Source organism: Candidatus Poriferisocius sp., from assembly GCF_965208475.1.
Lineage (GTDB): Bacteria > Actinomycetota > Acidimicrobiia > Acidimicrobiales > Bin134 > Poriferisocius.
Map to the genome: position 1 here is coordinate 1,547,679 of NZ_OZ242338.1, position 24,141 is coordinate 1,571,819.

Below are 24,141 nucleotides of genomic sequence, written 5' to 3' on the forward strand. Positions count from 1 at the left end.
GGCTTGCGGGAGCCGCCGACACCGGTTCTGTTATTTTCATCGAGGAGCAGTCGTTGTACGACTTCATCATCGTGGGAGGCGGCTCTGCTGGCTGCGCGCTGGCCAACCGACTGAGCGCAGACGCGGGCAACAGAGTCCTGGTTTTGGAAGCGGGGCGGCGGGATTACAAGTGGGATGTGTTCATCCACATGCCCGCGGCCCTGGCCTTTCCCATCGGAAACCGCTTCTACGACTGGAAATACGAAAGCGAACCCGAGCCCCACATGGGAGGCCGAAGGGTCTACCACGCCCGCGGCAAAGTGCTAGGCGGCTCCAGTTCCATCAATGGCATGATCTTCCAGCGGGGAAATCCCGCCGATTACAACAAGTGGGCCACCGAACCCGGCATGGAGCACTGGGACTACCGCCACTGCCTGCCCTACTTCAAGCGCCTGGAAACCTGCTTGTCGGGAGCCGACCAATGGCGGGGCGGCGAGGGCCCGCTGGTGCTGGAGCGGGGGCCCGCTGAGAGCCCTCTCTACGCGGCCTTCTTCAAGTCGGTGCAGGAGGCCGGGTATGAACTGACTGACGACGTCAACGGGTACCGCCAAGAGGGCTTCGCCGCCTTCGACCGCAATGTTTACCGGGGTCGGCGGCTCTCGGCATCACGGGCTTATTTGCACCCTGTGATGCACCGCAAGAATCTCGAGACCAAAACCGGCGCCCTCATCAGCCGAGTGCTGTTCGACGGGAACCGGGCGATCGGCGTGGAGTACCACCGACGGGGACGCAAGCACATCGCCCGGGGCAGCAGGGTCCTCTTGTGCGCCGGGGCATTCGGCTCGGCCCAGTTGCTTCAGCTCTCCGGCGTGGGCCCGGCTGACCTGCTGGATTCGTTGAGCATCCCGGTGGTGGCCGATTTGTCTGGAGTGGGCGAGAACCTCCAAGACCACCTAGAGGTGTACATCCAGTACGCCTCCAGCCAACCGGTGTCCATGCAGCCCGCCCTCCAACTGTGGCGCCGGCCCTGGATCGGATTGCAATGGCTGGCCCGAAGAGGGCCCGGCGCCACCAACCACTTCGAAGGCGGCGGATTCGTGAGGTCCAACTCCGAGGAGTCGTACCCGAACCTCATGTTCCACTTTCTGCCACTGGCTATCCGCTATGACGGCTCGTCGCCGAGCAGCGGGCACGGCTACCAGGTTCATGTAGGGCCCATGTATTCGGACGCCAGGGGAAGTCTTCGGATCAAGTCGCGCGACCCCCGGGTGAAGCCCGCCCTCCAGTTCAACTACCTGTCCACCGAACAGGATCGCCGCGAGTGGGTGGAGACCATCCGGGTGACCCGCAACATTATGAACCAGCCTGCTTTTGCCCCCTACAACGCCGGAGAGCTTTCACCGGGACCCGACGTCTCCACCGATCCGGAGATCATGGACTGGGTGGCCCGCGACGCCGAGACCGCGCTGCATCCCGCTGGAACGGCCCGCATGGGAACCGACAGCCAGTCGGTGGTGCATCCCAAGACCATGGGAGTCCACGGAACTGAGGGGCTGATGGCGGTCGACGCCTCGGTGATGCCCACCGTTACCAACGGCAACATCTACGCCCCGGTGATGATGATCGCCGAGAAAGCAGCCGACCTCATTCTGGGCAACGAGCCGACTCCCCCCCAGGATGCCCCGTTCTATTCCGCTGGGCCGATCAGGTCCCGAGCCGCTCAATGATCGGCGATCATGTCCGAGACAAGGTCGAGCACTTTGCGGCGCTCCTCCGCGTTGGGCGGTGCCAATCCGAACAGGTCGATAAGCCACAGCCCGTCGCCGACAATGCGGGCCAGCAGCGCCTCTACATCGCTGATCCCATCGTCGTTCCGCAGCCGATCTTGCCACCGTCGGAAGGTCGCCCGGGTGCTGTCCAGCAGATCGTCGTCCACCGCAGCCGCGGCCAGAATCGACACCGCGGTATCGGTGGCGGCCTGGGTCGGCTCCCGCACATAATCGAGATAGGCCAGTGCGAACGCTCCCTCGCGGGAGTCGATGCCCTCGGACAGAACATTGAGCTCGTGGTCGAGCACTCCCATCACCTGGTTGAGCAGCCCGATGATCAGCGCGTCCTTGGAGCCGAAGTGGTAGAGGAAACCGCCCTTGCTCACCCCGGCTCGGGCCGCCACCTTGTCGAGGGTCAGCGACGACACCCCCTCCTGTGTGATCACCTCGGTGGCCGCTTGCAGAATCCGGTCGCGGGTCATAACGGCGCGCTCTTGCACCGGCTGACTTCTGGACCGCTCTCTCGCCTCCGCCATCGCGGTGTCAGGCTAGGCCAAACCGATACCCGTCCGCGCGGCCGGTAATGTCTGTTTCAGGGGCGACGATGGACACTGCGCCAGGCACAGCTGAAGTATCGGCACAAGTCAAGGTCGAGGGCGTGTGGAAGATCTTCGGCCGAAAACCCCGCGAGGCCCAGGCTATGGCAGAAGCCGGGGCCACTCGTGAGGAGATCCAATCCGACACCGGCAGCGTGGTCGCCGTTCGAGACGTCAACTTCCAGGTAGCCCCCGGGGAGACGTTCGTGGTCATGGGCCTCTCCGGCTCGGGCAAGTCCACCCTCATCCGGTGCGTCTCCCATTTGGTTGAGCCCACCGAGGGAATGGTCGAGCTGTGCGGCACCGAGCTCACCCGGGCAGACAACGCCACGCTGCGCGAGCTGCGCCGCCAGAAGATGGCGATGGTGTTCCAACATTTCGGTTTGTTCCCCCACCGTAAAGTGGTGGACAACGTGGCCTACGGGCTCGAAGTGCAGGGAGTGGATCGCCAAGCCCGGCAAGACCGAGCCCGAGAGCTGTTGGACACGGTTGGTTTAGAGGGTTGGGGCGACCACTATCCCCAGCAGCTCAGCGGCGGCATGCAGCAGCGGGTGGGCCTGGCCCGGGCCCTAGCCGTCGATCCCGAGGTGTTGTTCTTCGACGAGCCGTTCTCTGCTTTAGACCCTCTCATCCGCCGGGACATGCAAGATGAGCTGATCGACCTCCAGATGAAGCTCCAGCGGACGCTGGTGTTCATTACCCATGATTTCGCCGAAGCGCTGAAGCTGGCCGACCGGATCGCCATCATGAACGATGGCGCCTTTGTGCAGGTCGGAACCCCGGTGGAGATTCTCACCAACCCGGCAGACGACTACGTGCGGGCCTTCACCCAGGATGCCCCAGTGGCCAAGGTCTTGCAGGCTTGCTCCTTGATGCGGCCTCTCGACGGGAGGACCGTCGAACCCCGATGGCCACAAGTCTCGTTGGCCACCCCGCTGGAGAATGCGCTCCCCCATTTGCTCGGTTCCACCAACCCAGTGGTGGTGTGCGATGAGGACAACACTCCAATGGGTTTGCTCCACGGGGACGATGTCGCCGACGTGATCTCTGAGAACCGCCCATGACGGCGGTGGAAGAAGCCCGCTCCAAAACCACTGGGCTGAGGACCGCGCCGGACAGCCGCTTGGCCCGTTTCGTCTTGGCCACCGGCACCGTTGTCGTGTTGGTTCTGGTGTTTCGGTTGTTCACCAATTTCAGCGTGTTTCCCGATTCCTGGGACGTCGGGCTAGCCGACCCCATCGACCGGGCTCGGCGGTGGCTGATAAACAACCAAACCTCTCACTGGCTTTACACCGTCTTTTTGAACCCCGTCACCGACGCCATCGACTGGGGCATCCGCCGGCTGGAGTCCATCCTCAAATGGTTCCCGTGGTACTCCTATCCGCTGTTCACCGGCATCGGGTTGTGGTGGACTCGGGGCCGGGTTGCCGGTGCGCTGGGGCTGGCCGGCGTGGCTTTGATCGGGGTGGTCGATCTCTGGGAGGAGTCGTTCGCCACCCTGGCCCTCATGGGAGTGTCGGTGCTCATCTCCATGGCCATCGGCATCCCACTTGGCATCGCGGCCTGGCGCAGCGATGTCGTCGCTCGAATGGTCCGTCCCACCCTCGACGCCATGCAGACCATGCCGGGGTTCGTCTACCTAATCCCCTTCGTGCTGCTGTTCGGGTTCGGGCGGGTTCCGGCCCTGATCTCCACCGTGATATTCGCCCTGGCCCCAGTGGTCCGCCTCACCGAGGTTGGGCTGCGCACCGTTCCTCAGATCACGGTTGAAGCATCGGAGATGTTCGGAGCCACAGAACGCCAGACGCTGCGGCTGGTGCGGCTCCCCCAAGCCCGCCCGGCCATCTACGCGGGCATGAACCAGACCACCATGCTGGCCATGAGCATGGTGGTCATCGCGGCCTTCATCGGCGCGGGAGGGCTGGGCCAAGTGGTGCTGCGGGCCATGCAGAACATCAACGTAGGGAAAGCCTCCGAAGCCGGCATCGCCATCGTGATCATGGCCATCGTCTTGGATCGCTTCTCCACCGGTATCGCCACTGCGGACCCCGGCCGCGACGCCCGGCTCATGCGGTGGTTGGCCGCGGGCACGTCGGTCGTCGCCCTTGTCGGAGGAATCGCCGGGTGGAACGAGTTCCCTGAGTCGCTTAACTGGCAGTTCGCCCCCTACATGAATGACGTCTCCGATTGGGCCCGAGACAATCTGTACGACATCGGCGGCTCGGGCATCGGGACCGGCCCGTTCAGCGACTTCGTCACCCTCGAGTTCGTGACCCCGCTACGCGAGTTGCTGGCGTCGGACATCCCCTGGCCCGCCATGATCGGGATCGGGGTCGTCCTCGGCCTGTGGGCCAAAGGGGTTCGCTTGGCCGTCGGCATCGGGGCCGCGCTGTTCGCCATAGGCTTTTTGGGCATGTGGGCACTGTCGATGGACACCTTGGCCCAGACCATCGTGGGGGTGGCCGCCACTTTGGCCATCGGCGTGCCGGTGGGGATTCTCACCTCCCACAATGACTTGCTCCGATCTGCCTTGAAACCAGTTCTGGATTTCTTCCAGACGATTCCCAGCTTCGTGCTGCTGGTTCCGGTGATCACCCTCTTCCATGTGGGCCGCATCCCCGGCATCATCGCCTCGGTGATCTACGCCCTTCCCGCGGCGGTCCACTACACCGACCTCGGGCTGCGCCGGGTGCCCGCGGAGATCCACGAGGCATCCGAGAGTTTCGGCGCTACTCGCGGGCAACGCCTTAGACGGGTGGAGATGCCGTTGGCCGCCCCCGAGCTGATGGTGGCGGTGAACCAGGTCATCATGCTGATTCTGGCCATGGTGGTGATTGCCGGCTTGGTGGGCGGCGGCGGGCTGGGCTTGGAGGCCGTTAGGGGCCTGCGGCGCAGCGACGCGGTGGGCCGGGGATTCGAGGCCGGCATCGCCATCGTGCTGTTGGCCAGCATCCTCGACCGGCTCACCCGGGCCATCGCCGATCGCCTCCGCCCCCCGGCGGCGGTCTGAGCCGCTCAGCTGCTCAGCCGTAGGCGATTACTGGCTGTCTTCGATCCACGCCGCGGTGGCGGCCTCCTGCTTGGTGCCATCGAAAGAGATGCGCTGGGTGGGCTCCACCTCAATGATCACTCGCCGGGGGGAATCCAAGAATCGGGCGAAGTGGCGCTGCACCTCCTCGTCGGGATGCAAGGCGGCAGCCAGATCGGGATAGAACCAGGCTTTGGTCTCATCGTCGTCGTGGAGGCGGCAGATGCCCTTGTAGGTCACCGTCTGCCGCTGAGGCACCCCGGCGGCACCGGTGCTGGTCACCACGATGCACACTCGGGGGTCGCGGCGCACCGCGGCGATGCGGGCTCGCTGGCCGCTGGCCGTGAGCCAGAAGCGCCCCTGGCGCCAAATGAAACTCATGATGACCCCCACCGGCCACCCCTCCTTGTTGGCCCAGATGAACGTACACTCGGTTTGAGCGGCCAGCATGGCCTCCTCGGCGTCGGCACCCAAACCCCACCCCGTCACATCCTCATAGTCGGCTGCCGCCGCCTCGGATCGATGTTCGTCGCTCATGGGCACCTCCGCCCGCTCAACCTACGACCATTGTTTGTACTTGGGATCGGGTGATCTTGCCCAGTGGACTGCGGCAAAAGGCTTCCACGAGGCAAGGCATCTAGTCTCAGACCATGAGCGCCTCCATCGCATTCGGCACCGGCAAGGTCCCCGAAGACCTCTCGACCTACGGGGCCTGGGCCCGCCAAGTCGAGAGTTCCGGGTTCTCCATGGTTGTGGCCGGCGACTCCCAGTCGCTGTGGGCCGATCCGTTCATGACCCTCACCGTGGCGGCCGACAACACCGAAAACGCCCTGCTGGCCACCACCGTCACCAACCCCGTCACCCGCCACCCGGCGGCGGCCGCATCCACCGCCATGGCGCTCCAGCAGATCTCCGGGGGGCGGTTCCGCTACGGCATCGCCTCGGGCGACAGCGCGCTGTTGAACATCGGGGAGAAACCGGCGTCGGTGGACTATCTGCGGGACTACACCTCGGCGGTCAAAGCGCTCAGCAATCGCCAGGTGGCTCATTGGGAAGGCAGGGAACTGCACATGCGCTGGGGTCCGGCCCCGGTCCCGGTGTGGATCGCGGCGGAAGGGCCTCGCACCCAGTACATGGCCGGCCAGATCGCCGACGGGGTGATCCTGTCCAACAGCCTGCCCGCCGACGTGTGCGAGATCGTGCTGGACAACATCGCCGAAGGCGCCCGCTCAGTGGGCCGGGACCCCGAAGAGATCGAGGTGTGGTGGTTCGCCAACCTGCTGTTCGCCGAGTCGGAGGAGGCCGGCTTGGAGCAGATCAAGTTCTTGATCGCGGGCACCGCCAACCATGTGTACCGATTCCACATGGACGGCAAGGGCCTGCCCGATCACATCAAGCCCCGGGTGGCCGCCATGATGGCCGAGTACGACAGCCGCCATCACGCCTTCGCCGATGGCGCCAACGTGAATGCCGGGCTGGCCGACAAGCACGGACTCACCGAATTCCTGGCCAGCCGGGGCACCATCGCGGGCCCGCCCGAATACTGCATCGACCGCTTGGCCGAACTGGCCGAGCGGGGTGTGAACAAAATGGTGTTGGCCCAGTTCATGGACGACAAGGAAACCTGGATGCGCGCCTTCGCCCAGCACATCGCCCCCGTTTTCTGCTGACCCTCGATCGTCCCCCCGCAATCGCATCGGATAACCAATCTGAACCGGAAATCCCACGTAATTGCTATTGCGGTCGCCTTATTTGTTAGTTATGCTTACAAACTAGTGCGAGGGGCCTCTGATTCACGGTTGCTCAGGCTGTTGAACGGCCAGCGGATTGTCGATGCCATGTTCGACGCCGCGCCACATGGCATCTCGCGAGCCGACATAGCCCGCGTGACTGGGCTATCCAAACCGACTGTCTCAAATCTGGTGGCAGATCTTGAGGCCTCGGGGCTCATCCGTCTGTCCCCAGTGCCAACCACAACCGGAAGCGTGGGCAGGCCGGCCATGCTCTACGAATTCGTGCCGGAGGCAGGTTTCGTTGTGGCGGCCGATATCGGCGCCACCAAAATCATTGTCGGCGTGGCCAATCTCTTGGGGACAGTGGTCGCCGAACGGGAATTGGAGACCGGGCCAAACGCTGAGACTGCGCTCAACCGCGTGGCGGAAACGGCCCATCAGATGCTGTCAGAGATCGGCGGGCAGGCCGGATCGGCCTGTATCGGCGTTCCCGGCATCTACCGCCCGCATTCCGACGGTGTCGAACAGGCGCTGAATCTGCCGGGATTCGAGGGTCTGCAAGTACGAGCCAAACTCGAAGAACTCCTCGACATGGAAGTCCGCGTGGACAACGACGTGAATCTGGCTGCTCTAGCCGAGGCAGACCTGGACATAGACCAGACCAACTTTGCCGCCATCTCCATTGGCACCGGAATCGGAATGGGAATCATCGCGGGCGGGGAACTGTACCGCGGGGGGACGGGAGCGGCCGGAGAGGTCGGGTCGCTGGAGCTCCATGGCTCCCCCGCCGACTCCAATGCCCCCCTCATCTTGGAAGACGTCTCGTCGGCACCGGCCATCCGCAAGCAATTCGGGCAGGCAGCTGAGTCCGGGTACCCGACTGAGCTGCACGGCAGTGCTGACGTTCCGGAGATCTTCGACGCAGCCGCCCAGGGCGACCCGGCAGCCGTGCATGTCTTGGAGAACGCGGCGTCAGCCATGGCGACCGCAGTAATGCAGTTGTGCCTGATCATCGATCCGGAGCGGATTGTGTTCGGCGGCGGCGTGGGGGCCAACCAGGTGTTTGTGGAGGCGGTCAATGCCGAGCTATATCGGCGGCACTCCCAACCGGTGGAAATCTCTGCTTCAACGCTCGGCCGGCGCGCCACATTCCTCGGGGCTGTGTCGTGGGCGCTCGATGAGCTGCATGAGTCACTGGTCACCGACACCCTCGGGAGCCAGCGGTGACCCCTGAGGCCGTTGCCGATGCCGTCAACCCCGACGGACTCATCGAACTCGTCCAAGAGGCCGTCCGCATCCCCAGCGTGACTCCCCATGAGGGGGACTTCGCCCACTGGGTGCATGAGCAGCTCCAAGATGGGGTTTGGGAACGAGCCCAGCTCTCCCCTTGCGCCGACTACCGCCCAAATGTCTACGCCAGCGCCGGACAGACAAGTCCCTCGTTGGTTCTGGCCGGACATCTCGACACCGTGCATGCCGACGACTGGAAGGCGCACTGGGCTGGGACCGACCGAGCTGATCCCTATGCGGCCCCGATCATCGACCGGGCGATCTGGGGCCGAGGGGCCGCAGACCAAAAGGCAGGCATCTGCGCCATTCTTGAGGCCTTCCGAGCGATCGGTCGAACTGGCTGCCAACCGAAGGGCCGCGCCACTGCGCTGTTCGTTTGCGATGAGGAGTCGGGCCAGCCTGGCAGCGGCGTTTCGGCCGGCATGAAGACTGCCATCGCCGATGGGGTCATTCCGCAAGATCACCCGCCTGACTTCCTCATCTATACCGAGCCCTCCACCTCGGCCATCTACACCGCTCAAATGGGCTTTCTCATCGCCCAAATCACGCTGACCGGTCAATCGGCCTACTTCGGACGCCCCGAACTCGGTGTGGACGCCCTCTGGGCCGGGCACCGCCTTTTGTCCGCGCTTTGGACGCACTCCGATGATCTGCGCGCCCAGCCCCAGCACCCACTGATAGGGCCGGCATTTCTGCTTGTGACCGAGGTCAACTCAGGAGGGAACATCGCTGTTCCCGGACAGTTCCACCTGTCGTTGATCCGCAAGGTCCTCCCTGACGAGCGCCTCGATGCCGCGGCGGATGCCATCCGAGACATCGCAGCCCAGGTGGCCTCTGATCACGAAGTAGAGGCTTCGGTAGAGTTCTCCGCCTCTCGCGACCACCCGGTGGGCGGCACTCCAGACGAGATACCCACCGACCATGCCGCGGTACAGGCTCTGGGGGAGTCCATTTCAGCGGTAACGGGCGAAGCGCCCCGGATCGAAGCCGCGCCGTTCTGGTCGGAGAAGTCATTCCTCGCTTCCCTCGGTGTGCCCGGCGTGTACTTCGCGCCCGGTGACATATCCAACTGCCACACACCGTTCGAGCACGTGGAGATCGACGAACTCATAGCCGCCACCCGCACCCTGGCCCACTTCGTGGCGTCGTGGTGCGGTCTCGAACCAGCCCCAACCACCTAACGAAGGAGAAACCCATGCACCCACACAAGAGATCGAGATGGCTCGCGCTCAGTGCCTTGCTTGCTGTTTTCGTTCTGTTGGCCGCAGCTTGCGGCAACGACGACGACAGCGAAAGCGATGCCCCGGCTGCTCCAGCTACCGCCGCGCCCACAGCCGCTCCCGAACCGACTGAAGACGCCCCGGCGATGGAGGCCCCGGTAACCCAGGGGCCGAACGGCGAGCCGGCCAGTCCGTCAGGCGACATAGCGCTGACCGCCGGCGAGCTGAGCCAGATACAAGAGGGCGACTACACCGCCGCCCTTCTCTGGCACATCTCCGGCGCGTTCACCGACGCGGTGAGCCAAGGGGCGCGAGACGCTTTCGCGGAGATGGGCATCGAGGTGGTGGTCGAGACCGAGGCCGGTTTCGACGCCGCCCAGCAGGCCAATGACGTTGAAACCGCCATGGCCCTGAACCCCGACATCATCCTCAGCCTCACCATCGATCCGGTCTCTGCGGCAGAGGGCTTCCGGCCCGCGGTAGAGGCAGGCGTTCAACTCGTGTTCTTGTCGACAACTCCCGAGGGGTATACGCAGGGCGAGGAGTTCGTGGGGGTGGTGACCGACGACTTGGCCGCTATGGGCATTGCCGCGGCCAATCTGCTCGGCAACGCGCTCGGAGGTGAAGGCGAGATCGGCTTCATCTTCCACGATGCCCCGTTCTACGTGACCAACCAGCGCGACCAGGCGTTCAAGGCCTGGATCGAGATCAACTTCCCCGGAATCCAGATCGTGGCCGAGCAGGGCCTGGCCGACCCTGCGACCGCGGAGGACATCGCCTCTACGATGCTGACCCGCAATCCCGGCCTCGACGGCATCTACGCTCCGTGGTCGGCCGGACCGGCCGACGGCGTGCTCGCCGCGCTGCGGGCGGTGGGTGCCAGCGATGTGGCGGTGGTGACCATTGACTTGGACACCAACGTCTCCCTCGACCTCGTGGAAGGCGGCAACATCGTGGGCATCGCGGCCGACGAGGCCTATGAGATCGGCCGCACGATGGCTACCGAGGGCGCCTACGGCCTGCTCGGGAAAGAAGCGCCGCCCTTCGTGGTTGTACCTGCCATAGAGGTAACCGCCGACAACATCGTCGATGCATACAGGGTGTCGCTGGCCGCTGATCCGCCTCAACAGGTGCTAGACGCCCTCGGCGGCTAGACCTGGACAGGTGACCAGGAGATCGATCCACAGACAGGCCTCGACCGGACTCCCCTCCCCGGTCGAGGCCTGGATCGACCGCTACAAACATGACGGCGGCCTCCGCCGGTTCGTCGTCTACTTTGCGTTCGCTCTGATTCTGGCGACGTTCAGCATCATCCTGCACGACGACGGTTTCCTCAGCTCCTCCAATCTGCTCAATATCGGCCGGCAAGCAGCCCCCATCGCGGTCATGGCGGTTGGGATGGCCTTCGCCCTGGCCGCGGGGGAAATCGACCTCTCCGTAGGCTCAGTGGTGGCACTCTCATCACTGGTGGCCGCGGAAATGGTGGGCAACTATGGATTCCTGGTCGGCGTGCTGGTGGCCTTGGGAGCGTCAGTGCTCGTCGGCCTCGTAAACGGGCTGATCACGGTGAAGGTGCGAATCCCGTCATTCCTAGTCACGCTGGGCATGTTGGGCATCATCAGTGGGATTGCCCGCAACTGGAACGACTTGCAGTCGCTGCCCATCCGCAACGACAGATTCAGCGGGCTGTTCGGCGCCGGCGGACTGGGTCCTGTCTCCTCGCTGCTCATCTGGATCATCGTTGTCGGCGGCCTTGGTCACATCGCGCTGCACCACCTGCGCTGGGGACGCCATGTGTTGTCCACCGGCGCCGACCGCGACGCGGCCAACGCAGTCGGGATCAACACCGCCCGAGTGAAGATCTCCGCGCTGGTGGCCAGTGCCACCGCGGCGGGCTTCGCCGGGGTACTCCTCGCCGGCCGACTCAGCATCGGTCGCCACAACTTCGGAGAGGACTACCTGCTCACCGTGATCGCCGCGGTGGTGATCGGCGGGACCAACCTGTTCGGAGGGAGGGCTTCGGTTATCGGAGCCGTCACCGGTGCCCTCATCATGGCCATGCTCAACAACGGTCTGATCCTCATGGGGCTGGAAGTAGCCGATCAGCGCATTGCCCGAGGAGTGATCATCATCTTGGCCGTAGCGCTGAGTATGAGAGAAGCCAAGGAGAGCTGACCGTGTTCCTGAGATCGCTGCTGCGCAAGAACCCGGCTTTCGTGGAAGCCGTTGTGGCGTTGCATCAGGCCGGTTCCATCCCGGCCAACAGCTACGTGATCGACCTCGACGCGGTGGCAGCCAACACCTCGCACCTCATGTACGAGGCCAAGAAGCTGGGATTGACGGTGTACGCCATGACCAAACAACTCGGAAGGGCACCAGACGTCCTCGATGCCATCACCGGTGCTGGGGTGGACGGCTATGTGGCTGTGGACATGGCCTGCGCCCGGCCCATATCCGCCAACGGGCACAACCTCGGACACATTGGGCATCTCGTGCAGGTGGCCGCGGGCGAAGCCCGCGAAGCCGTGGCCATGCATCCCGACTACTGGACAGTTTTCACGCCCAACAAGGCGGCAGAGGCATCGGCTGCCGCCTCCCGCATCGGACGGGTCCAGGATCTGCTGGTACGGGTCTTTGCTCCCGGCGATGAGTTCTACCCGGGCCACGAGGGGGGTATTCCGCTCGAAGACCTGCCCGCAATGATCGCCCACATCGCCGGGCTTTCTGGGGCCCGGTTCGCCGGACTCACCACGTTTCCGGCGCTGCTCTTCGACCCGGCCACCGGCCGAGCCCGAACCACTCCCAACATGGCAACCCTGGCCCGGGCTGCGGAGTCGGCCGGGCAGTACCTAGGCCCTAACAACCAGGGGCAACTCCAGATCAACGCCCCGGGCACGACGTCTTCCGCGGTGCTGGCCCAGCTGGCGGAGGCAGGTGCCACCCAGGTGGAGCCGGGGCACGGGCTCACCGGAACCACTCCCCTGCATGCGGTGGACGACCTGCCCGAGCAGCCCGCGGTGTGCTACGTCAGCGAGGTCGCCCACATCCACCAGGGCATGCCATTCTGTTTCGGCGGCGGTCTCTACATCGACCCGGTCTTCGGGGACTACCAGACCACTGCTGTGGTGGCGCGCGACCCCGGAGAGGCGGCCACCAAGCCCATTCCCGTGGATATGCCCGACCCTGCGGCCATCGACTACTACGCCAAACTGAACCCCGAATCGGATCGCACGGTCAGCGAGGGCGACACGGTGGTGTTTGGCTTCCGCATCCAGGCCTTCGTGACGAGGGCATTTGTCGCGGGCGTGGCCGGTGTGCGGTCTGGAGCGCCGTCGGTCGCCGGTATCTCAGATGTGCTGGGTAACCCCGTGAACCGGGGCAGCCGATGAGCATGACTCCCGCGCTGGCTGCCTCTGGAATCTCAAAATCATTCCGGGCCGTGCAGGCCCTCAACGACGTATCCATCGAGTTGCACCACGGTCGAGTCACCGCGCTTCTAGGCGACAACGGCGCCGGCAAATCAACGCTGGTGAAATGTCTTGCGGGCCTCTATCAGCCCGACGCGGGCAGCATCTTTGTCGAGGGCACCGAGCATCGCATCAACTCATCGCGTCATGCGCGAGAGCTGGGCATCGAGACAGTTCACCAAGCCTTGTCGGTCATCGACCCGCTCGACGTGGCGGAAAACCTCTTCTTGAATCGGGAGCAAACCCGAGGCGGATGGCTGGGTGCGCGCATCGGCCTGCTCGACAAGAGGCGTATGCGCGAGGAATGCGCGGCCACGCTGTCAGGCCTCGACATCCGGATCCCGTCGCTGCGGCGCCCAGTCGGCTCGCTTTCCGGCGGGCAGCGCCAAGCGGTCGCCATTGGCCGAGCGGTGGCGTGGGGCCAAAAGATCGTTCTGCTCGACGAGCCAGCCGCAGCACTCGGCGTCGAGCAGACCCAGAGAGTTCTCGATCTCATCGCCAACATGCGCGATCAGGGCGTGGCGGTTCTGCTCATCACCCACAACATGGACAGAGTGCTGGCGGTCTGCGACCAGGCAGTTGTGCTCTACCAAGGCCGGAAGTGCGCCGAAGTCGACGTTCCCGATGTCACCAAGGACGACTTGGTGTCGTTCATCACCGGTGCCCGCGGCACAGGGTGAGCGCCGAGGACCAATGGTGCGCGTCCATATCCTCGCCGATGCCGCAGCCACCGCCGAGAGGGCAGCCGACATCGTGGAGGGTGCTATTCGATCGACTCCCCACCCGGGCATCGGACTGGCCACCGGCAGCACGATGGTAGGGGTCTACCGCTCTTTGGCCCGGCGATGCCGAGAGGGCACGCTCAGCTTCTCCGAAGCCACGGTCTATCTGCTCGACGAATACATCGGCCTCGATGCCGACCATCCCCAGACCTATCGAAACGTCATCACAAGGAGCTTCACCGAACTTGTCGACCTGCGGAATGACGCGGTGTTTGCCCCCGATTGCCAAGCACCCGACCTCGACGGAGAAGCCCGGCGCTACGACCGCCTCGTGCGCGCCGCCGGCATAGACATCCAACTTCTCGGGATCGGGGGCAACGGCCACATCGCCTTCAACGAACCCGGCACGCCATTCGATGCCAAGACCAACGTGGTCTCGCTTAGCGAAGCGACACGGCGGGACAACGCCCGATTCTTCGACTCGCTTGATGATGTCCCCGGCAATGCCATTACCCAGGGGATTGGGACCATCCTGCAAGCAAAGCAGATCCTGCTCGTGGCTCAGGGATCGCACAAGTCCCGCCCGGTCCGCGATGCCCTGGAAGGCCCGGTTTCAACTGAGACGCCGGCCTCAGCGGTCCAATTGCACCCCAATGTCGCCGTGGTCCTCGATCGCGAGGCGGCCTCGCTTCTTTCGAATCTAAGGCCAGAGAGCTGATTGTCGGCTATGCCAGATCCAGCAGGTGGCCGAGGCGCTGTTGTTTGGTGCGGAGGTAGTCCATGTTCTCGGATCTGGGGGCCACTTCTAGAGGAACGCGGCGGGCAATCTCCAAGCCGAAAGAGGCCAGGCCGTCATGCTTGGTGGGGTTGTTGGTCATCAGCTCCACTCGCTTGACCCCCAGCTCGGCCAAGATGGCGGCTCCAATGCCATAGGTACGGTCATCCACCGGCAGGCCGAGTTCCAGGTTGGCGTCTACCGTGTCGCGACCCTGGTCTTGAAGGGCATAGGCCTGCACCTTGTGGCCGATGCCGATGCCCCGACCCTCATGGCCCCGCAGATACACCAGAACACCGGTGCCGCGGGCAGCAATGGAATCCATAGCCGCGTGGAGCTGGGCCCCGCAGTCGCAGCGCCACGAGCCGAACACATCGCCGGTTAGACACTCGCTGTGTACTCGTACCAGCACCTCGTCGGCTAAGTCCACGTCACCGAGGGCGAACGCCACGTGCTCTTCACCATCGTCCATGGACTCGAAGGCGTGGCAGGTGAACCGGCCCCAGTTCGTGGGCACCTCAGTGGTGGCGATCAGCCTGATCTCCGGTTGGCGTGTCATGAGGTGGCCCTGAGAGTACCCCTGCCAGCAGCGAAACTGGCAGCCCAAGCGACATACGCTCTTGCCATGCGATTCGGGGTGATGATGCAGACCACCGACCGGTCGATGTCGCCGATACGCCTAGCCCAGGAGTCCGAGGCCCGGGGCTACGCCTGCATCTACCTGCCCGAGCACACCCATATCCCCACCAGCCGGCGTACCCCGCCGCCCACCGGCACCGACGAGCTGTCTGAAACCTACTTCCGGACGCTAGACCCCTATATCGCCCTGGCCGCCTGCGCCCAAGCCACCGACTCCGTCGGTCTGGGAGTGGGAGTGGCGCTGCCCGCCCAACACGACCCCATTGCCTTCGCCAAGCAGTGCGCCACACTCGACTGGATCAGCGGAGGCCGACTGGTGCTGGGCATCGGCTACGGGTGGAACCACGAGGAGATGGAGAACCACGGCATCGACGTAAGTCGACGCCGAGCGCTGGTCAGAGAGCACCTGCTTTGTGCCCAGGCACTATGGGGGAACGAGGCCGCTGAGTACCACGGGGAGTTCGTTCATATGGAGCCCTCGTGGTGCTGGCCCAAGCCGATCCAGCAGCCCCGCATCCGCACCGTCATCGGCGCGGCCCCCGGGCCCACCACGTTCGCCCACATCGCAGAATTCGGCGACGGATGGATGCCCATCGGCGGGGCCGGAATGCGGGCCGCACTGGCAGATTTGGCCCAGGCCATGGCCACCGCCGGCCGCAGCATCGACGAGTTGGAACTCATCACCTACGGCACCCACCCCGACCCCGGAAAGCTGGCCTACTACCGCGATCTCGGCATCACCGAGGTGGTGCTGAGGTTCCCCCACGGCGGCTCAGCCGACGACGTGCTGCCGGTGCTCGACGACTACACCCACTGGATCGAGGAATTCGGCTGTTCTTGATCGCCCGGCGATAATCCGCCGGGCGGGGTGCTTGACGCCTCACTCCTCGCCGATGTCCAGCACAGTGCGGACCACGCCGCCGGTGTCCAACTCGTCGAGGGCGGCAGTCACGTCGTCAAGGGGTCGGTGTTGGGTGATGAGCTCGTCGAGCAGGAGCTCGCCCGATCGGTAGAGGTCGAAGATCCACGGAAAGTCCCGAGCAGGCGAGGAGTTGCCGTACATGCTGCCGGTCAACGCCTTGCCGAAGTAGATCTCGTTGGCATCGATGTGAAACGGGGTGCCCGCCGGCGGCCCGCCCACCATGACCGCCAAACCACCCATGCCGATGGAGTTCCAGGCGTTCATGTAGGTGGCCCCGGTGCCGATTACCTCGAAGGCGTAATCGGCCCCCCGGCCCCCGGTCATCTCCATCACCGCGGCCACCGGGTCGTCGTCCGACGCGTTCACAGTGTGGGTGGCCCCGAACTTCTCGGCCAGCGCCAGCTTGTCGGCCAACAGGTCCACCGCCACGATCTCGGCCGCGCCCATAAGCCGGCAGCCCTGGATCACGTTGAGGCCCACACCGCCGCAGCCGTAGACCACACAGGTGCTGCCCCGGCGCACCTGGGCGGTGTTGACCGCGGAGCCCAGCCCGGTGGGCACCCCGCAGCCCACCAAACAGGCCACGTCCAGCCCCACGTCGTCGGGCACCCTTACCGCCTTGGAGAAGTGGACCACGGCGTGGGTGGCGAAAGACCCCACCGTGCAGAACGAGTGGTGTACCTCCCCGTCCCGTTCGAAGCGGTGGCCGCCGTCGTAGTAGGTGCCGATGGGGAAGGCAGGCAGCACCTGGCAGCGGTTGGCGTAGCCCGAGGCGCACGACCGGCACCGCCCGCAACTGGCCACCAGCGACAGCACCACTCGGTCGCCGGGCTTTATCCCGGACACGCCCTCGCCCACCTGCTCCACCACACCGGCTCCCTCATGGCCCAAGATCATGGGGGTCTCCCAGTCGCGGTTGCCGTGGTACACGTGAAGGTCGCTGTGGCAGATGCCGCTGTGGGTTATCCGCACAAGCACGTCTTGGGCCGCCAGATTGCAAATGTCCAGCTCAACGAGGTCCAGCGGCGCGTTCGGCGCCCGATACACCGCAGCCCGTGTCTTCACGCCCTCGCCTCCCTTAGAGCAGTCTCTTCCACAGCCCACACCACGGTACTTGTCGCACCACCGCGGGGCTCACCCCGAGCCAGCAGCTCATTCGGCGCCGACATCAAGGCCGGCGAAGCCGTCGGACCGCACCACGGTGATGAGCCAGAACAAGGCCAGCAGGCCTCCGAAGAGCAGCAGCACGAACCGCATCGACACCAGGTCGCCCAATAACCCGCCGATCAGCGAGCCGATGGGCAGACCGGCCAATACCGACATCAGCCATACCGACATCACACGACCCCGATACTCCTCGTCCACCTGCACTTGCAGGGCGCTGTTCATCGTCACCCCGTGGGCCATGTGGGCCGCCCCGAACACGAAATAGCCCAATAGCCCGAACACCACCCAGGGAGTGGCCCCCACCAGCAGCACCCCCAGGGCGTACACCCCCACCGCGGCCATCTCCACTCGGGAGCGGAGGTGGCGGTCGCCGTGTCGGGTCACATACAGGCCCGCCGCCAGCGATCCGCATCCGAACGTAGCCGTGAGCCAACCCAGCCCGCCGTCGCCCAGGGTGAATACGTCGTCGGCCACGCTGGCCACCAGGGCAAAGGCGAATACCGCTCCGATGCCGGCCACGACGAACGACGTGGACACCGCCAGCCTCATCTCCGGGCGGCGCCAGATGTATTCCATGCCGTGACGGAACTGCAACCAGAACGGCTCCTGCTCAACCGGCGCCGCCACGCGAAGCCTCATCGGGGCCATCAGCAAGAGGCTGGCCGCAAAGCCGACGATGGTCACCGCAAACGCCGGACCCGGCCCCCAATACAGCAGTGTGAGCCCGGCCAGGCCTGGGCCGAGTGCCCGCCCGGCGGTGAATGACAGTGACACGAACCGAACCGCCGACAGCAAGTCCTCCGGCGGCACCAGCAGCGCGGTCATCGCCTGGGTGGGGGCCCACTGGAACCCCGACGCCATCCCCACCACCACCTGGATCCCGATCATCAGCCACGGGGTCAGCTGGTCGGAGGCGAACAGAACCAAGAACGCGGCCGAGCAGGCCAACTGGGTCAGGAACGACCCGAACAAGATGGCCTTGCGGCTGATCCGGTCGCTCCAGATGCCCGCTACCGGGGTCATGATCAGCGACGGGACCAGCACCGCGAAAGCCGAGCCCCCCACCCAGAAATTCGAGTCGGTCAGCTCGTTCATGTAGAAGGGCACGGCCAGCGACTGCATGAACTGACCCGTGGTGGCGATAGACACCCCGATGAAGAAAAGCCGGAACGATCTATGCGACAGAGCGCGAAACGCGGGACGCTGGGCGGGCACGATCAGCCGACAGTACTTGCCCCGATGACAAATCTGGTCGCGGAGCGATGGTGTGCGAACATCAGCCGGTGCCCCAGCATGAACTCCAGCCTGAGCTGATCCGCAATCGACACGGCAGCGGTGCGTTCCGCCGGCGGCTGCGCATGGTCGCCCCCGATCTCAACACCGTGGTGGTCGGCCTCGAAGACGACATGCACCACTATGAGGCGGCCCTCACCCACGATGGGGCCAGGATCACCGGAGTGGCCGCCGCCGGCCCTCGGATGCCTTGGGAGCCGTGCTCGGGGGCGCTCGACCAGCTCCAAGCCCTGGTGGGCTGCCCGCTCACCGAAGCCGCCTCCGAGGTTTTCGCCTGGACCGAGGTCCGCCAGCAATGCACCCACCTCTACGATGCGGCCGTGCTCGGGGTGCTCCACGCCGCCCGGGGCAAGCTAGGCACTCGCCAGTACGACGCCACGGTGCCCGACTGGGACCAGCCCCCCTTCGCTGCCTGGATCGTCCAGGACGGAAGAGAGGTGCTCCGCTGGCAGATGGCCGAAACCCTCAAGATCGCGTCACCCGAGCCGTTCGCCGGCCGAGCCCTCAAAGGCGGCTTCGTCCGCTGGTGCGAGCAAATGTTCGACGCCGACGGCGCCGAAGCCGCATGGGTGCTCCAGCGCACTACCTGGCTGTCCGGGGCCCGGCGCAGCGAACTGGAGGACTGCGACGACGCCATTGAATCGGGTCTGGTGGCCAACGTGTGCTGGACTTCCCAACCCGAGCGCTACCAAGTCGCTTTCCGGCGTCGAGGTACCTTGCGCGACCACGGCCCCAGTCCCGACGGAATGCTGGCAGACATGCCCGCGCGCTGGCCCCAACTCCGCGCTACCTGAGAGACTCAGCGACATGGCGATGAGCAGAGCCCACCAGCCCCCAGGCCAGCTGCTGCCACACCCGGGAGACTCAGCAACATGGCGATGAGCAGAGCAGAGGAGAATCTGTTCGCCGAGCAGTTCCAATCCATCACAGCCAACATCGGCCAGGCCATCTTGGGGAAGCCCAGTGTGCTGGAGCTGGCCGTGACCTGCCTGCTCGCCGAGGGGCACCTGCTCATCGAGGATGCCCCCGGCGTCGGCAAGACCAGCCTGGCCAAGGCCCTGGCCATTACCGTCCAGGCCGAATTCGGCCGAATTCAATTCACCCCCGACCTGCTCCCCTCCGATGTGGTGGGCGCCACAATCTGGAATCGAGCGGCCAACACGCTGGACTTCCAGCCTGGGCCGGTGTTCTCCGGCATCGTGGTGGCCGATGAGATCAATCGAGCCTCTCCGAAAACCCAATCGGCGCTATTGGAGGCCATGGCGGAGCGCCAGGTAACCGTGGACGGCACCACCCACGGCCTCCCTCGGCCGTTCATGGTGATCGCCACCCAGAATCCGCTGGAGCATGAGGGCACCTATCCGCTGCCCGAGAGCCAACTCGACAGATTCTTGATGCGAATCCAGGTGGGCTACCCCTCGAAACAGGCCGAGCTGGACATCCTCGACGCCCACGGCGCCGACAGCCCGCTTGATGCCCTTCGCCCCATGGTGGACTCCCGAGCAGTCAGCGAGTTGGCCGACCAGGCCAACGCGGTTTTCACCGCACCGGGCGTCAAGCGCTATCTGGTGCAGATCGCCAATTCGACCAGGGAGCACCCCAGCCTGATTTTGGGGATGTCCCCCCGGGCCACCCTTGGGCTGCAACGGGCCAGCCGAGTGCGGGCGGCGTCGCAGGGGCGCGATTACGTGCTCCCCGACGACGTGAAGCAACTGGCCGTGCCCGTTTTGGCCCACCGGCTGCTATTGAACCCGCAGGCCCGAGCCCAGGGCACACCGCCCGCTCAGATCGTGGACGACATCATGAGCTCAGTTCCGGCCCCCGTCGACTAGGGCCCCGCCGAACGTGCTCACCCCAACGGGCTGGCTGCTGCTGATCGCCTCCGCTCTGCTGGGGGCGGCAGGCCGTTTGCTCGGCATCAACGAGTTGCTGGCCGTGGGCGTGGCCGGCACCGCGGTGGCAATCCTCTCGCTGGCCTACGTCAGAGTCCGCCAACCGCTGCGGGTGACCGCGCGTTCGCTCGAACCACAGCAGGTGCATGTCGGCCACGACTGCCAAGTGCGCATTGAACTGGCCAACCCCAGCCGCCTGCGCAGCCCGGTACTGCGGCTTGCCGACAGCCAGACTTTCTCCACCGAGGCCTCTTCCGACCTTGTCTGGTCGCCCGATATGATGGCGGCGCCGATTCCGGGCCGAGACGGGCTGACGGTTGCCTACCGGCTGCCCACCGCGAAGCGGGGACGGCTGAAAACCGGCCCCCTCGCCCTGACACTGGCCGATCCGCTTGGTATCTCAACTCGGCGCTTCGAGGCCGGCGAGCCTGTCGAGGCCCTGGTCTACCCCGCCGTACTCCCCATCAGCCCCCCTCCTCGCCTGCCGGGAAACACATTCGACGCAGTACGGCGCAGCCCCATGGCCCAAAGCGGCGATGAGCTGTACGGACTGCGGCCCTTCCAGAAGGGCGACGACCCGCGGCGCATCCACTGGCGTTCGTCGGCCCACCACGACGAGCTGATCGTCCGCCAGTTCGAAGAGTTCTCCCACACCCACACCACCGTTCTTCTAGACACCCGGGCTGCTGTGAGGGATTCCCAGTCGCGTTTCGTAGATGGAGAGCGATTCGAGGCCATGGTGTCGGCCGCCGCCAGCATCTGTCGGGCCAGCCAGCGCCGGGGAGATCAGATCCGGCTGGTGACCGCAGCCGATTTCGACAGCGGTTACGGGTCGGACTCCGCCCACCTGCACAAGATCTTCGGACACCTGGCATTGGTCAATCCCGATCAGGGCAGCCTGTTCGGGGCCATCGACTGGCTAAGCCGAGGGCAAGGCGGCGGACTGGTGGTATTGGTTGCGGCGGCGGTGGACGGAACCGAGCCGGGGTCGCTTATATCGCTGGACTCGCACTTCAACTCCAAGACGGTGGTGCTGTTCGCCAACGGAGGGTCAGCCCAATCGGGGCCACTGCCCAACGCGTTCATACCGGGCACGACCTTGGTGCTGGTTGACCAGCCATCGGCTTTCGCCGACGCGTGGGCCGCGCCGACGGACTCGGGCGAGCACCCCTCGGCCAAGCCCAGTGCGACCCCCTCGCCCATCGCCGATAACCGGCCATGATCCCCTCTCGAGGATCCAACCGCAGACAATCGGCCGGGTGGGAAGCCGGGCTGGAAATCGCCGGGCCGACATTGACCGCGGCCACCGCCTTCAGCCTTGTCCGCACCTTCGAGGGCAGCGCTTGGATACTGCCCGTGGCCATCGCTGCTGCGGTCAGCCATCTGCTGGCGCTGGCCGTTCGCCGCATCGGCTGGGGAATGCTGATCTCGACTCTGGCCACCGGCGTGGGATTGGTCGCGACGGTCACCTGGACCCTCTACTGGGACACCGCGTTCTGGGGTTTGCCCACCGGAGGCACCCGGACTGCGCTGGCCGATGATTTGGAGGAGGCCTGGACCGCATTCGGCGACCTCAGCCCTCCCGTAGAGCCGTTGGACGGTTTCATCGTGAGCGCTATGGCCGCGGTTTGGCTGGTTGCCTTTGTCAACGATTGGACCGCAATGCGGACGCGGACCGTTTTCGAGCCCATGGTTCTGCCGATTCTTGCCTTCGGTTTCGTGGGGCTGGTGGGCGGCGATCAGCATCGGATTCTCACCATCGGGGTGTTCACTGCGGCCCTGCTGGCGTTCGCCTCGGTCCACCGGGTGGCCGCGCGCGCCGGGGATGCCGTTTGGCTGGGAGGCGACGGGCGGGCGTCAACCGGACGCCGGGCGCTGTTGGCCGGCAGTGCGGCTATTGCCGCCGTCGCTCTGGCAGCAGCGATAGCCGCCGGACCGGTTCTGGGCAGCGACGAAGACCCGATCATCGACCTCGCCGAGGCCGTGGAGCGGGACAGGAGGAGCTCGGGGAGGGTGGTGATCAGCCCTCTGGTGGACATCAGGGGCCGTTTGGTGAGCCAATCCGAGACGGTGATGTTCCGAGTGAAGTCACAAGAGCGGTCATATTGGCGCCTCACCTCGCTGGACCGGTTCGACGGGCAGGTGTGGACATCCCGAGCCGACTACGCGGCCCGGCCCACGCAGCTCCCGTCGCTTTTTCAGTCGGGCTCCAGCGTGCAGGAATCGGTCCAGGAGTTCAGCATCGAACAGCTAGGCGCCGTGTGGCTGCCCGCCGCGTTCGAACCCCGGTCGCTAGTGGTGGGCACTGACGGCACAAGCAATGGAAAAACAAGCAGCAGTGACATCAGCAACGGCGATATCAGCAGCAGTGACATCAGCAGCAGCGACATCAGCAACAGCGATATCAGCTATGAGCCCTCGTCTTCCACGCTCATCGTGGGCCGCTCGCTGGCCACCTCCAACGGACTCACCTACACCGTCTCGTCGGCGCTGCCCCGATTCGACCCCGAGGTGCTCAAATCCATCCCCCTTGACGCAGCCGGAAACTCAGCCGGAAACGCGGCCGAATATATCTCCGCATACACCGCGCTGCCGTCCGGCTTCAGCCCCCAGGTGAAGGCTCTGGCCGAACGGCTGACCGCGGGGGCCGAGTCAGGCTACGAGCAGGCTCTGGCCCTGCAAGATTTCTTCCGCAACGGGGGCTTCGTCTACGACGCCAATGCGGCTTCCGGCCACTCCGCCAACCGGATCGAAGAGTTCTTGGACACCCGGAGGGGATACTGCGAGCAGTTCGCCGGGACATTTGCCGCCATGGCCCGGTCGCTGGGACTGCCGGCCAGGGTGGCGGTGGGCTTCACCGTGGGCGAGGCCGACTTGGACGACCCCAATCACTATGTGGTGCGGGGAAAGCATGCCCACGCTTGGCCCGAAGTCCATCTGTTTGGTGTCGGCTGGGTGGCCTTCGAGCCCACCCCGGGCCGAGGAGCTCCCGGCGCTCAGAACTACACCGGTTTGGCCGAGAACCAGGCGATCAGCGGATCCGAAGTGGCGCTGCCTGAGGAGGATTCAGCTACCGACCAGGCCGACTCCCTCAACCCTCCGACCGACTTCGAGAGTCTTATCCCCCCCGAGTTGGACGATCTAGGAGGCACACTGCCACCGGCCGGCAGCGGCCGGGGCGGGTTGACCTGGAGGACTTGGATCGCCATCTCCGCCTCTCTTCTGGTGGTCTTGACGATCTTGCTCATTCCCTGGTTCAAGCAAATCCGAAATCAGCGGAGATTCCTAAGAGTCCAGGGCAACCGGGGGAAGATCAGGTTGCTTTGGGATGAGACGGTTGAGTCGCTGGCCCAAATCAGCATGGTCCCCCGGCTCGACGAGACATACGCCGAGTTCGCCCGTCGGGCCATTGAGCAAATCCCGCTCCACAGCCCCGACCTGCGGCAACTGGGCGAGCTGACCGCGGCCGCGACCTTCGCTCCGACAGAGCCCTCCGATCGCAATCAGTGGCTGGCCCGGACTTGGTCGCTGTCGGTGCGGGCCGAGGTCAACTTCAGGGTGAGCCGCCGGCAGAAGCTGATGGCCGCTTACAGTCCTCGCCCTTTGTTCGGCTCAAGGTTCAGCTCAAGGCACCGGGATTGGCGCTGAC

At 65.1% G+C, this 24,141-nt stretch carries 21 protein-coding genes and 1 pseudogene; 17 read left to right on the plus strand and 5 right to left on the minus strand.

The features are described from left to right. Window positions 1-53: 53 nt before the first annotated feature. Window positions 54-1,706 carry a choline dehydrogenase gene (gene betA, locus ACOGXA_RS07250; protein WP_419926603.1) on the plus strand — a complete coding sequence of 551 codons (1,653 nt, stop codon included), beginning with the start codon at window positions 54-56 and terminating at the stop codon, window positions 1,704-1,706. On the opposite strand, the gene ACOGXA_RS07255 is transcribed toward betA, so the two are convergent. Further along, the gene (locus ACOGXA_RS07255) at window positions 1,700-2,284 is read right to left on the minus strand and encodes a TetR/AcrR family transcriptional regulator (RefSeq protein ID WP_419926604.1); all 585 of its coding nucleotides are present in this window, start codon (window positions 2,282-2,284) and stop codon (window positions 1,700-1,702) included. The two genes, betA and ACOGXA_RS07255, sit on opposite strands and share 7 nt — an antisense overlap. 68 nt (window positions 2,285-2,352) lie before the next feature. On the opposite strand from ACOGXA_RS07255, the gene ACOGXA_RS07260 reads away from it, so the two are divergent. Beyond that, the gene (locus ACOGXA_RS07260) at window positions 2,353-3,408 is read left to right on the plus strand and encodes a quaternary amine ABC transporter ATP-binding protein (RefSeq protein ID WP_419926605.1); all 1,056 of its coding nucleotides are present in this window, start codon (window positions 2,353-2,355) and stop codon (window positions 3,406-3,408) included. Beyond that, window positions 3,405-5,354: an ABC transporter permease gene (locus ACOGXA_RS07265; protein ID WP_419926606.1), complete on the plus strand. Its 1,950-nt coding sequence runs from the start codon at window positions 3,405-3,407 to the stop codon at window positions 5,352-5,354. The genes ACOGXA_RS07260 and ACOGXA_RS07265 overlap by 4 nt, the downstream gene beginning before the upstream one ends. A 27-nt stretch (window positions 5,355-5,381) precedes the next feature. Here the strand turns inward: ACOGXA_RS07265 and ACOGXA_RS07270 are convergent, their stop codons facing one another. Then, a complete protein-coding gene (locus ACOGXA_RS07270) occupies window positions 5,382-5,909 on the minus strand; it encodes a pyridoxamine 5'-phosphate oxidase family protein (protein ID WP_419926607.1) in 528 nt (175 codons plus the stop codon). A gap of 113 nt (window positions 5,910-6,022) precedes the next feature. On the opposite strand from ACOGXA_RS07270, the gene ACOGXA_RS07275 reads away from it, so the two are divergent. The 9 genes and pseudogenes from ACOGXA_RS07275 to ACOGXA_RS07315 all read left to right on the plus strand — a co-directional run bounded on the left by ACOGXA_RS07275 (window position 6,023) and on the right by ACOGXA_RS07315 (window position 14,522). Next, window positions 6,023-7,042 carry an LLM class flavin-dependent oxidoreductase gene (locus ACOGXA_RS07275; RefSeq protein WP_419926608.1) on the plus strand — a complete coding sequence of 340 codons (1,020 nt, stop codon included), beginning with the start codon at window positions 6,023-6,025 and terminating at the stop codon, window positions 7,040-7,042. A gap of 168 nt (window positions 7,043-7,210) precedes the next feature. After that, a pseudogene (locus tag ACOGXA_RS07280) lies at window positions 7,211-7,333 on the plus strand (MarR family transcriptional regulator); the annotation flags it as partial. Between the two features lie 39 nt (window positions 7,334-7,372). Further along, window positions 7,373-8,332, plus strand: coding sequence for an ROK family protein (locus tag ACOGXA_RS07285; RefSeq protein ID WP_419926949.1), 960 nt, complete (start codon window positions 7,373-7,375; stop codon window positions 8,330-8,332). Beyond that, window positions 8,329-9,576 carry a M20 family metallopeptidase gene (locus tag ACOGXA_RS07290; protein WP_419926609.1) on the plus strand — a complete coding sequence of 416 codons (1,248 nt, stop codon included), beginning with the start codon at window positions 8,329-8,331 and terminating at the stop codon, window positions 9,574-9,576. Before ACOGXA_RS07285 ends, ACOGXA_RS07290 begins: the two co-directional genes overlap by 4 nt. Window positions 9,577-9,632: 56 nt before the next feature. Continuing rightward, window positions 9,633-10,769 (plus strand): substrate-binding domain-containing protein, encoded by a 1,137-nt coding sequence (locus tag ACOGXA_RS07295; RefSeq protein WP_419926610.1) that lies wholly within the window; start codon window positions 9,633-9,635, stop codon window positions 10,767-10,769. 10 nt (window positions 10,770-10,779) lie between these two features. Then, complete coding sequence (locus ACOGXA_RS07300; RefSeq protein ID WP_419926611.1) at window positions 10,780-11,790, plus strand: ABC transporter permease; 1,011 nt, start codon at window positions 10,780-10,782, stop codon at window positions 11,788-11,790. A gap of 2 nt (window positions 11,791-11,792) precedes the next feature. Continuing rightward, window positions 11,793-13,004 carry an alanine racemase gene (locus ACOGXA_RS07305; protein WP_419926612.1) on the plus strand — a complete coding sequence of 404 codons (1,212 nt, stop codon included), beginning with the start codon at window positions 11,793-11,795 and terminating at the stop codon, window positions 13,002-13,004. Further along, window positions 13,001-13,762 carry an ATP-binding cassette domain-containing protein gene (locus tag ACOGXA_RS07310; RefSeq protein WP_419926613.1) on the plus strand — a complete coding sequence of 254 codons (762 nt, stop codon included), beginning with the start codon at window positions 13,001-13,003 and terminating at the stop codon, window positions 13,760-13,762. Before ACOGXA_RS07305 ends, ACOGXA_RS07310 begins: the two co-directional genes overlap by 4 nt. A gap of 16 nt (window positions 13,763-13,778) precedes the next feature. Next, entirely contained in the window at window positions 13,779-14,522 is a 744-nt protein-coding gene (locus ACOGXA_RS07315) for a glucosamine-6-phosphate deaminase (RefSeq protein WP_419926614.1), read from the plus strand. A gap of 7 nt (window positions 14,523-14,529) precedes the next feature. Here ACOGXA_RS07315 and ribA read toward each other — a convergent pair whose 3' ends face one another. After that, entirely contained in the window at window positions 14,530-15,138 is a 609-nt protein-coding gene (gene ribA, locus ACOGXA_RS07320; RefSeq protein ID WP_419926615.1) for a GTP cyclohydrolase II, read from the minus strand. A 66-nt stretch (window positions 15,139-15,204) separates the two neighbouring features. Between ribA and ACOGXA_RS07325 the strand changes: the two genes are divergently transcribed. Then, window positions 15,205-16,059, plus strand: coding sequence for a TIGR03619 family F420-dependent LLM class oxidoreductase (locus ACOGXA_RS07325; protein WP_419926616.1), 855 nt, complete (start codon window positions 15,205-15,207; stop codon window positions 16,057-16,059). Between the two features lie 39 nt (window positions 16,060-16,098). Here the strand turns inward: ACOGXA_RS07325 and ACOGXA_RS07330 are convergent, their stop codons facing one another. After that, window positions 16,099-17,205 carry a Zn-dependent alcohol dehydrogenase gene (locus tag ACOGXA_RS07330; RefSeq protein ID WP_419926617.1) on the minus strand — a complete coding sequence of 369 codons (1,107 nt, stop codon included), beginning with the start codon at window positions 17,203-17,205 and terminating at the stop codon, window positions 16,099-16,101. Window positions 17,206-17,292: 87 nt separating this feature from the next. Next, a complete protein-coding gene (locus tag ACOGXA_RS07335) occupies window positions 17,293-18,522 on the minus strand; it encodes an MFS transporter (RefSeq protein ID WP_419926618.1) in 1,230 nt (409 codons plus the stop codon). Window positions 18,523-18,590: 68 nt separating this feature from the next. On the opposite strand from ACOGXA_RS07335, the gene ACOGXA_RS07340 reads away from it, so the two are divergent. The 4 genes from ACOGXA_RS07340 to ACOGXA_RS07355 all read left to right on the plus strand — a co-directional run bounded on the left by ACOGXA_RS07340 (window position 18,591) and on the right by ACOGXA_RS07355 (window position 24,140). Continuing rightward, window positions 18,591-19,394 carry a DUF2889 domain-containing protein gene (locus ACOGXA_RS07340; RefSeq protein WP_419926619.1) on the plus strand — a complete coding sequence of 268 codons (804 nt, stop codon included), beginning with the start codon at window positions 18,591-18,593 and terminating at the stop codon, window positions 19,392-19,394. 78 nt (window positions 19,395-19,472) lie between these two features. Beyond that, entirely contained in the window at window positions 19,473-20,432 is a 960-nt protein-coding gene (locus ACOGXA_RS07345) for an AAA family ATPase (RefSeq protein WP_419926620.1), read from the plus strand. A 13-nt stretch (window positions 20,433-20,445) separates the two neighbouring features. Continuing rightward, window positions 20,446-21,714 carry a DUF58 domain-containing protein gene (locus ACOGXA_RS07350; RefSeq protein WP_419926621.1) on the plus strand — a complete coding sequence of 423 codons (1,269 nt, stop codon included), beginning with the start codon at window positions 20,446-20,448 and terminating at the stop codon, window positions 21,712-21,714. Beyond that, complete coding sequence (locus ACOGXA_RS07355) at window positions 21,711-24,140, plus strand: transglutaminaseTgpA domain-containing protein (protein ID WP_419926622.1); 2,430 nt, start codon at window positions 21,711-21,713, stop codon at window positions 24,138-24,140. The genes ACOGXA_RS07350 and ACOGXA_RS07355 overlap by 4 nt, the downstream gene beginning before the upstream one ends. The last annotated feature ends 1 nt before the right edge of the window (window position 24,141 follow it).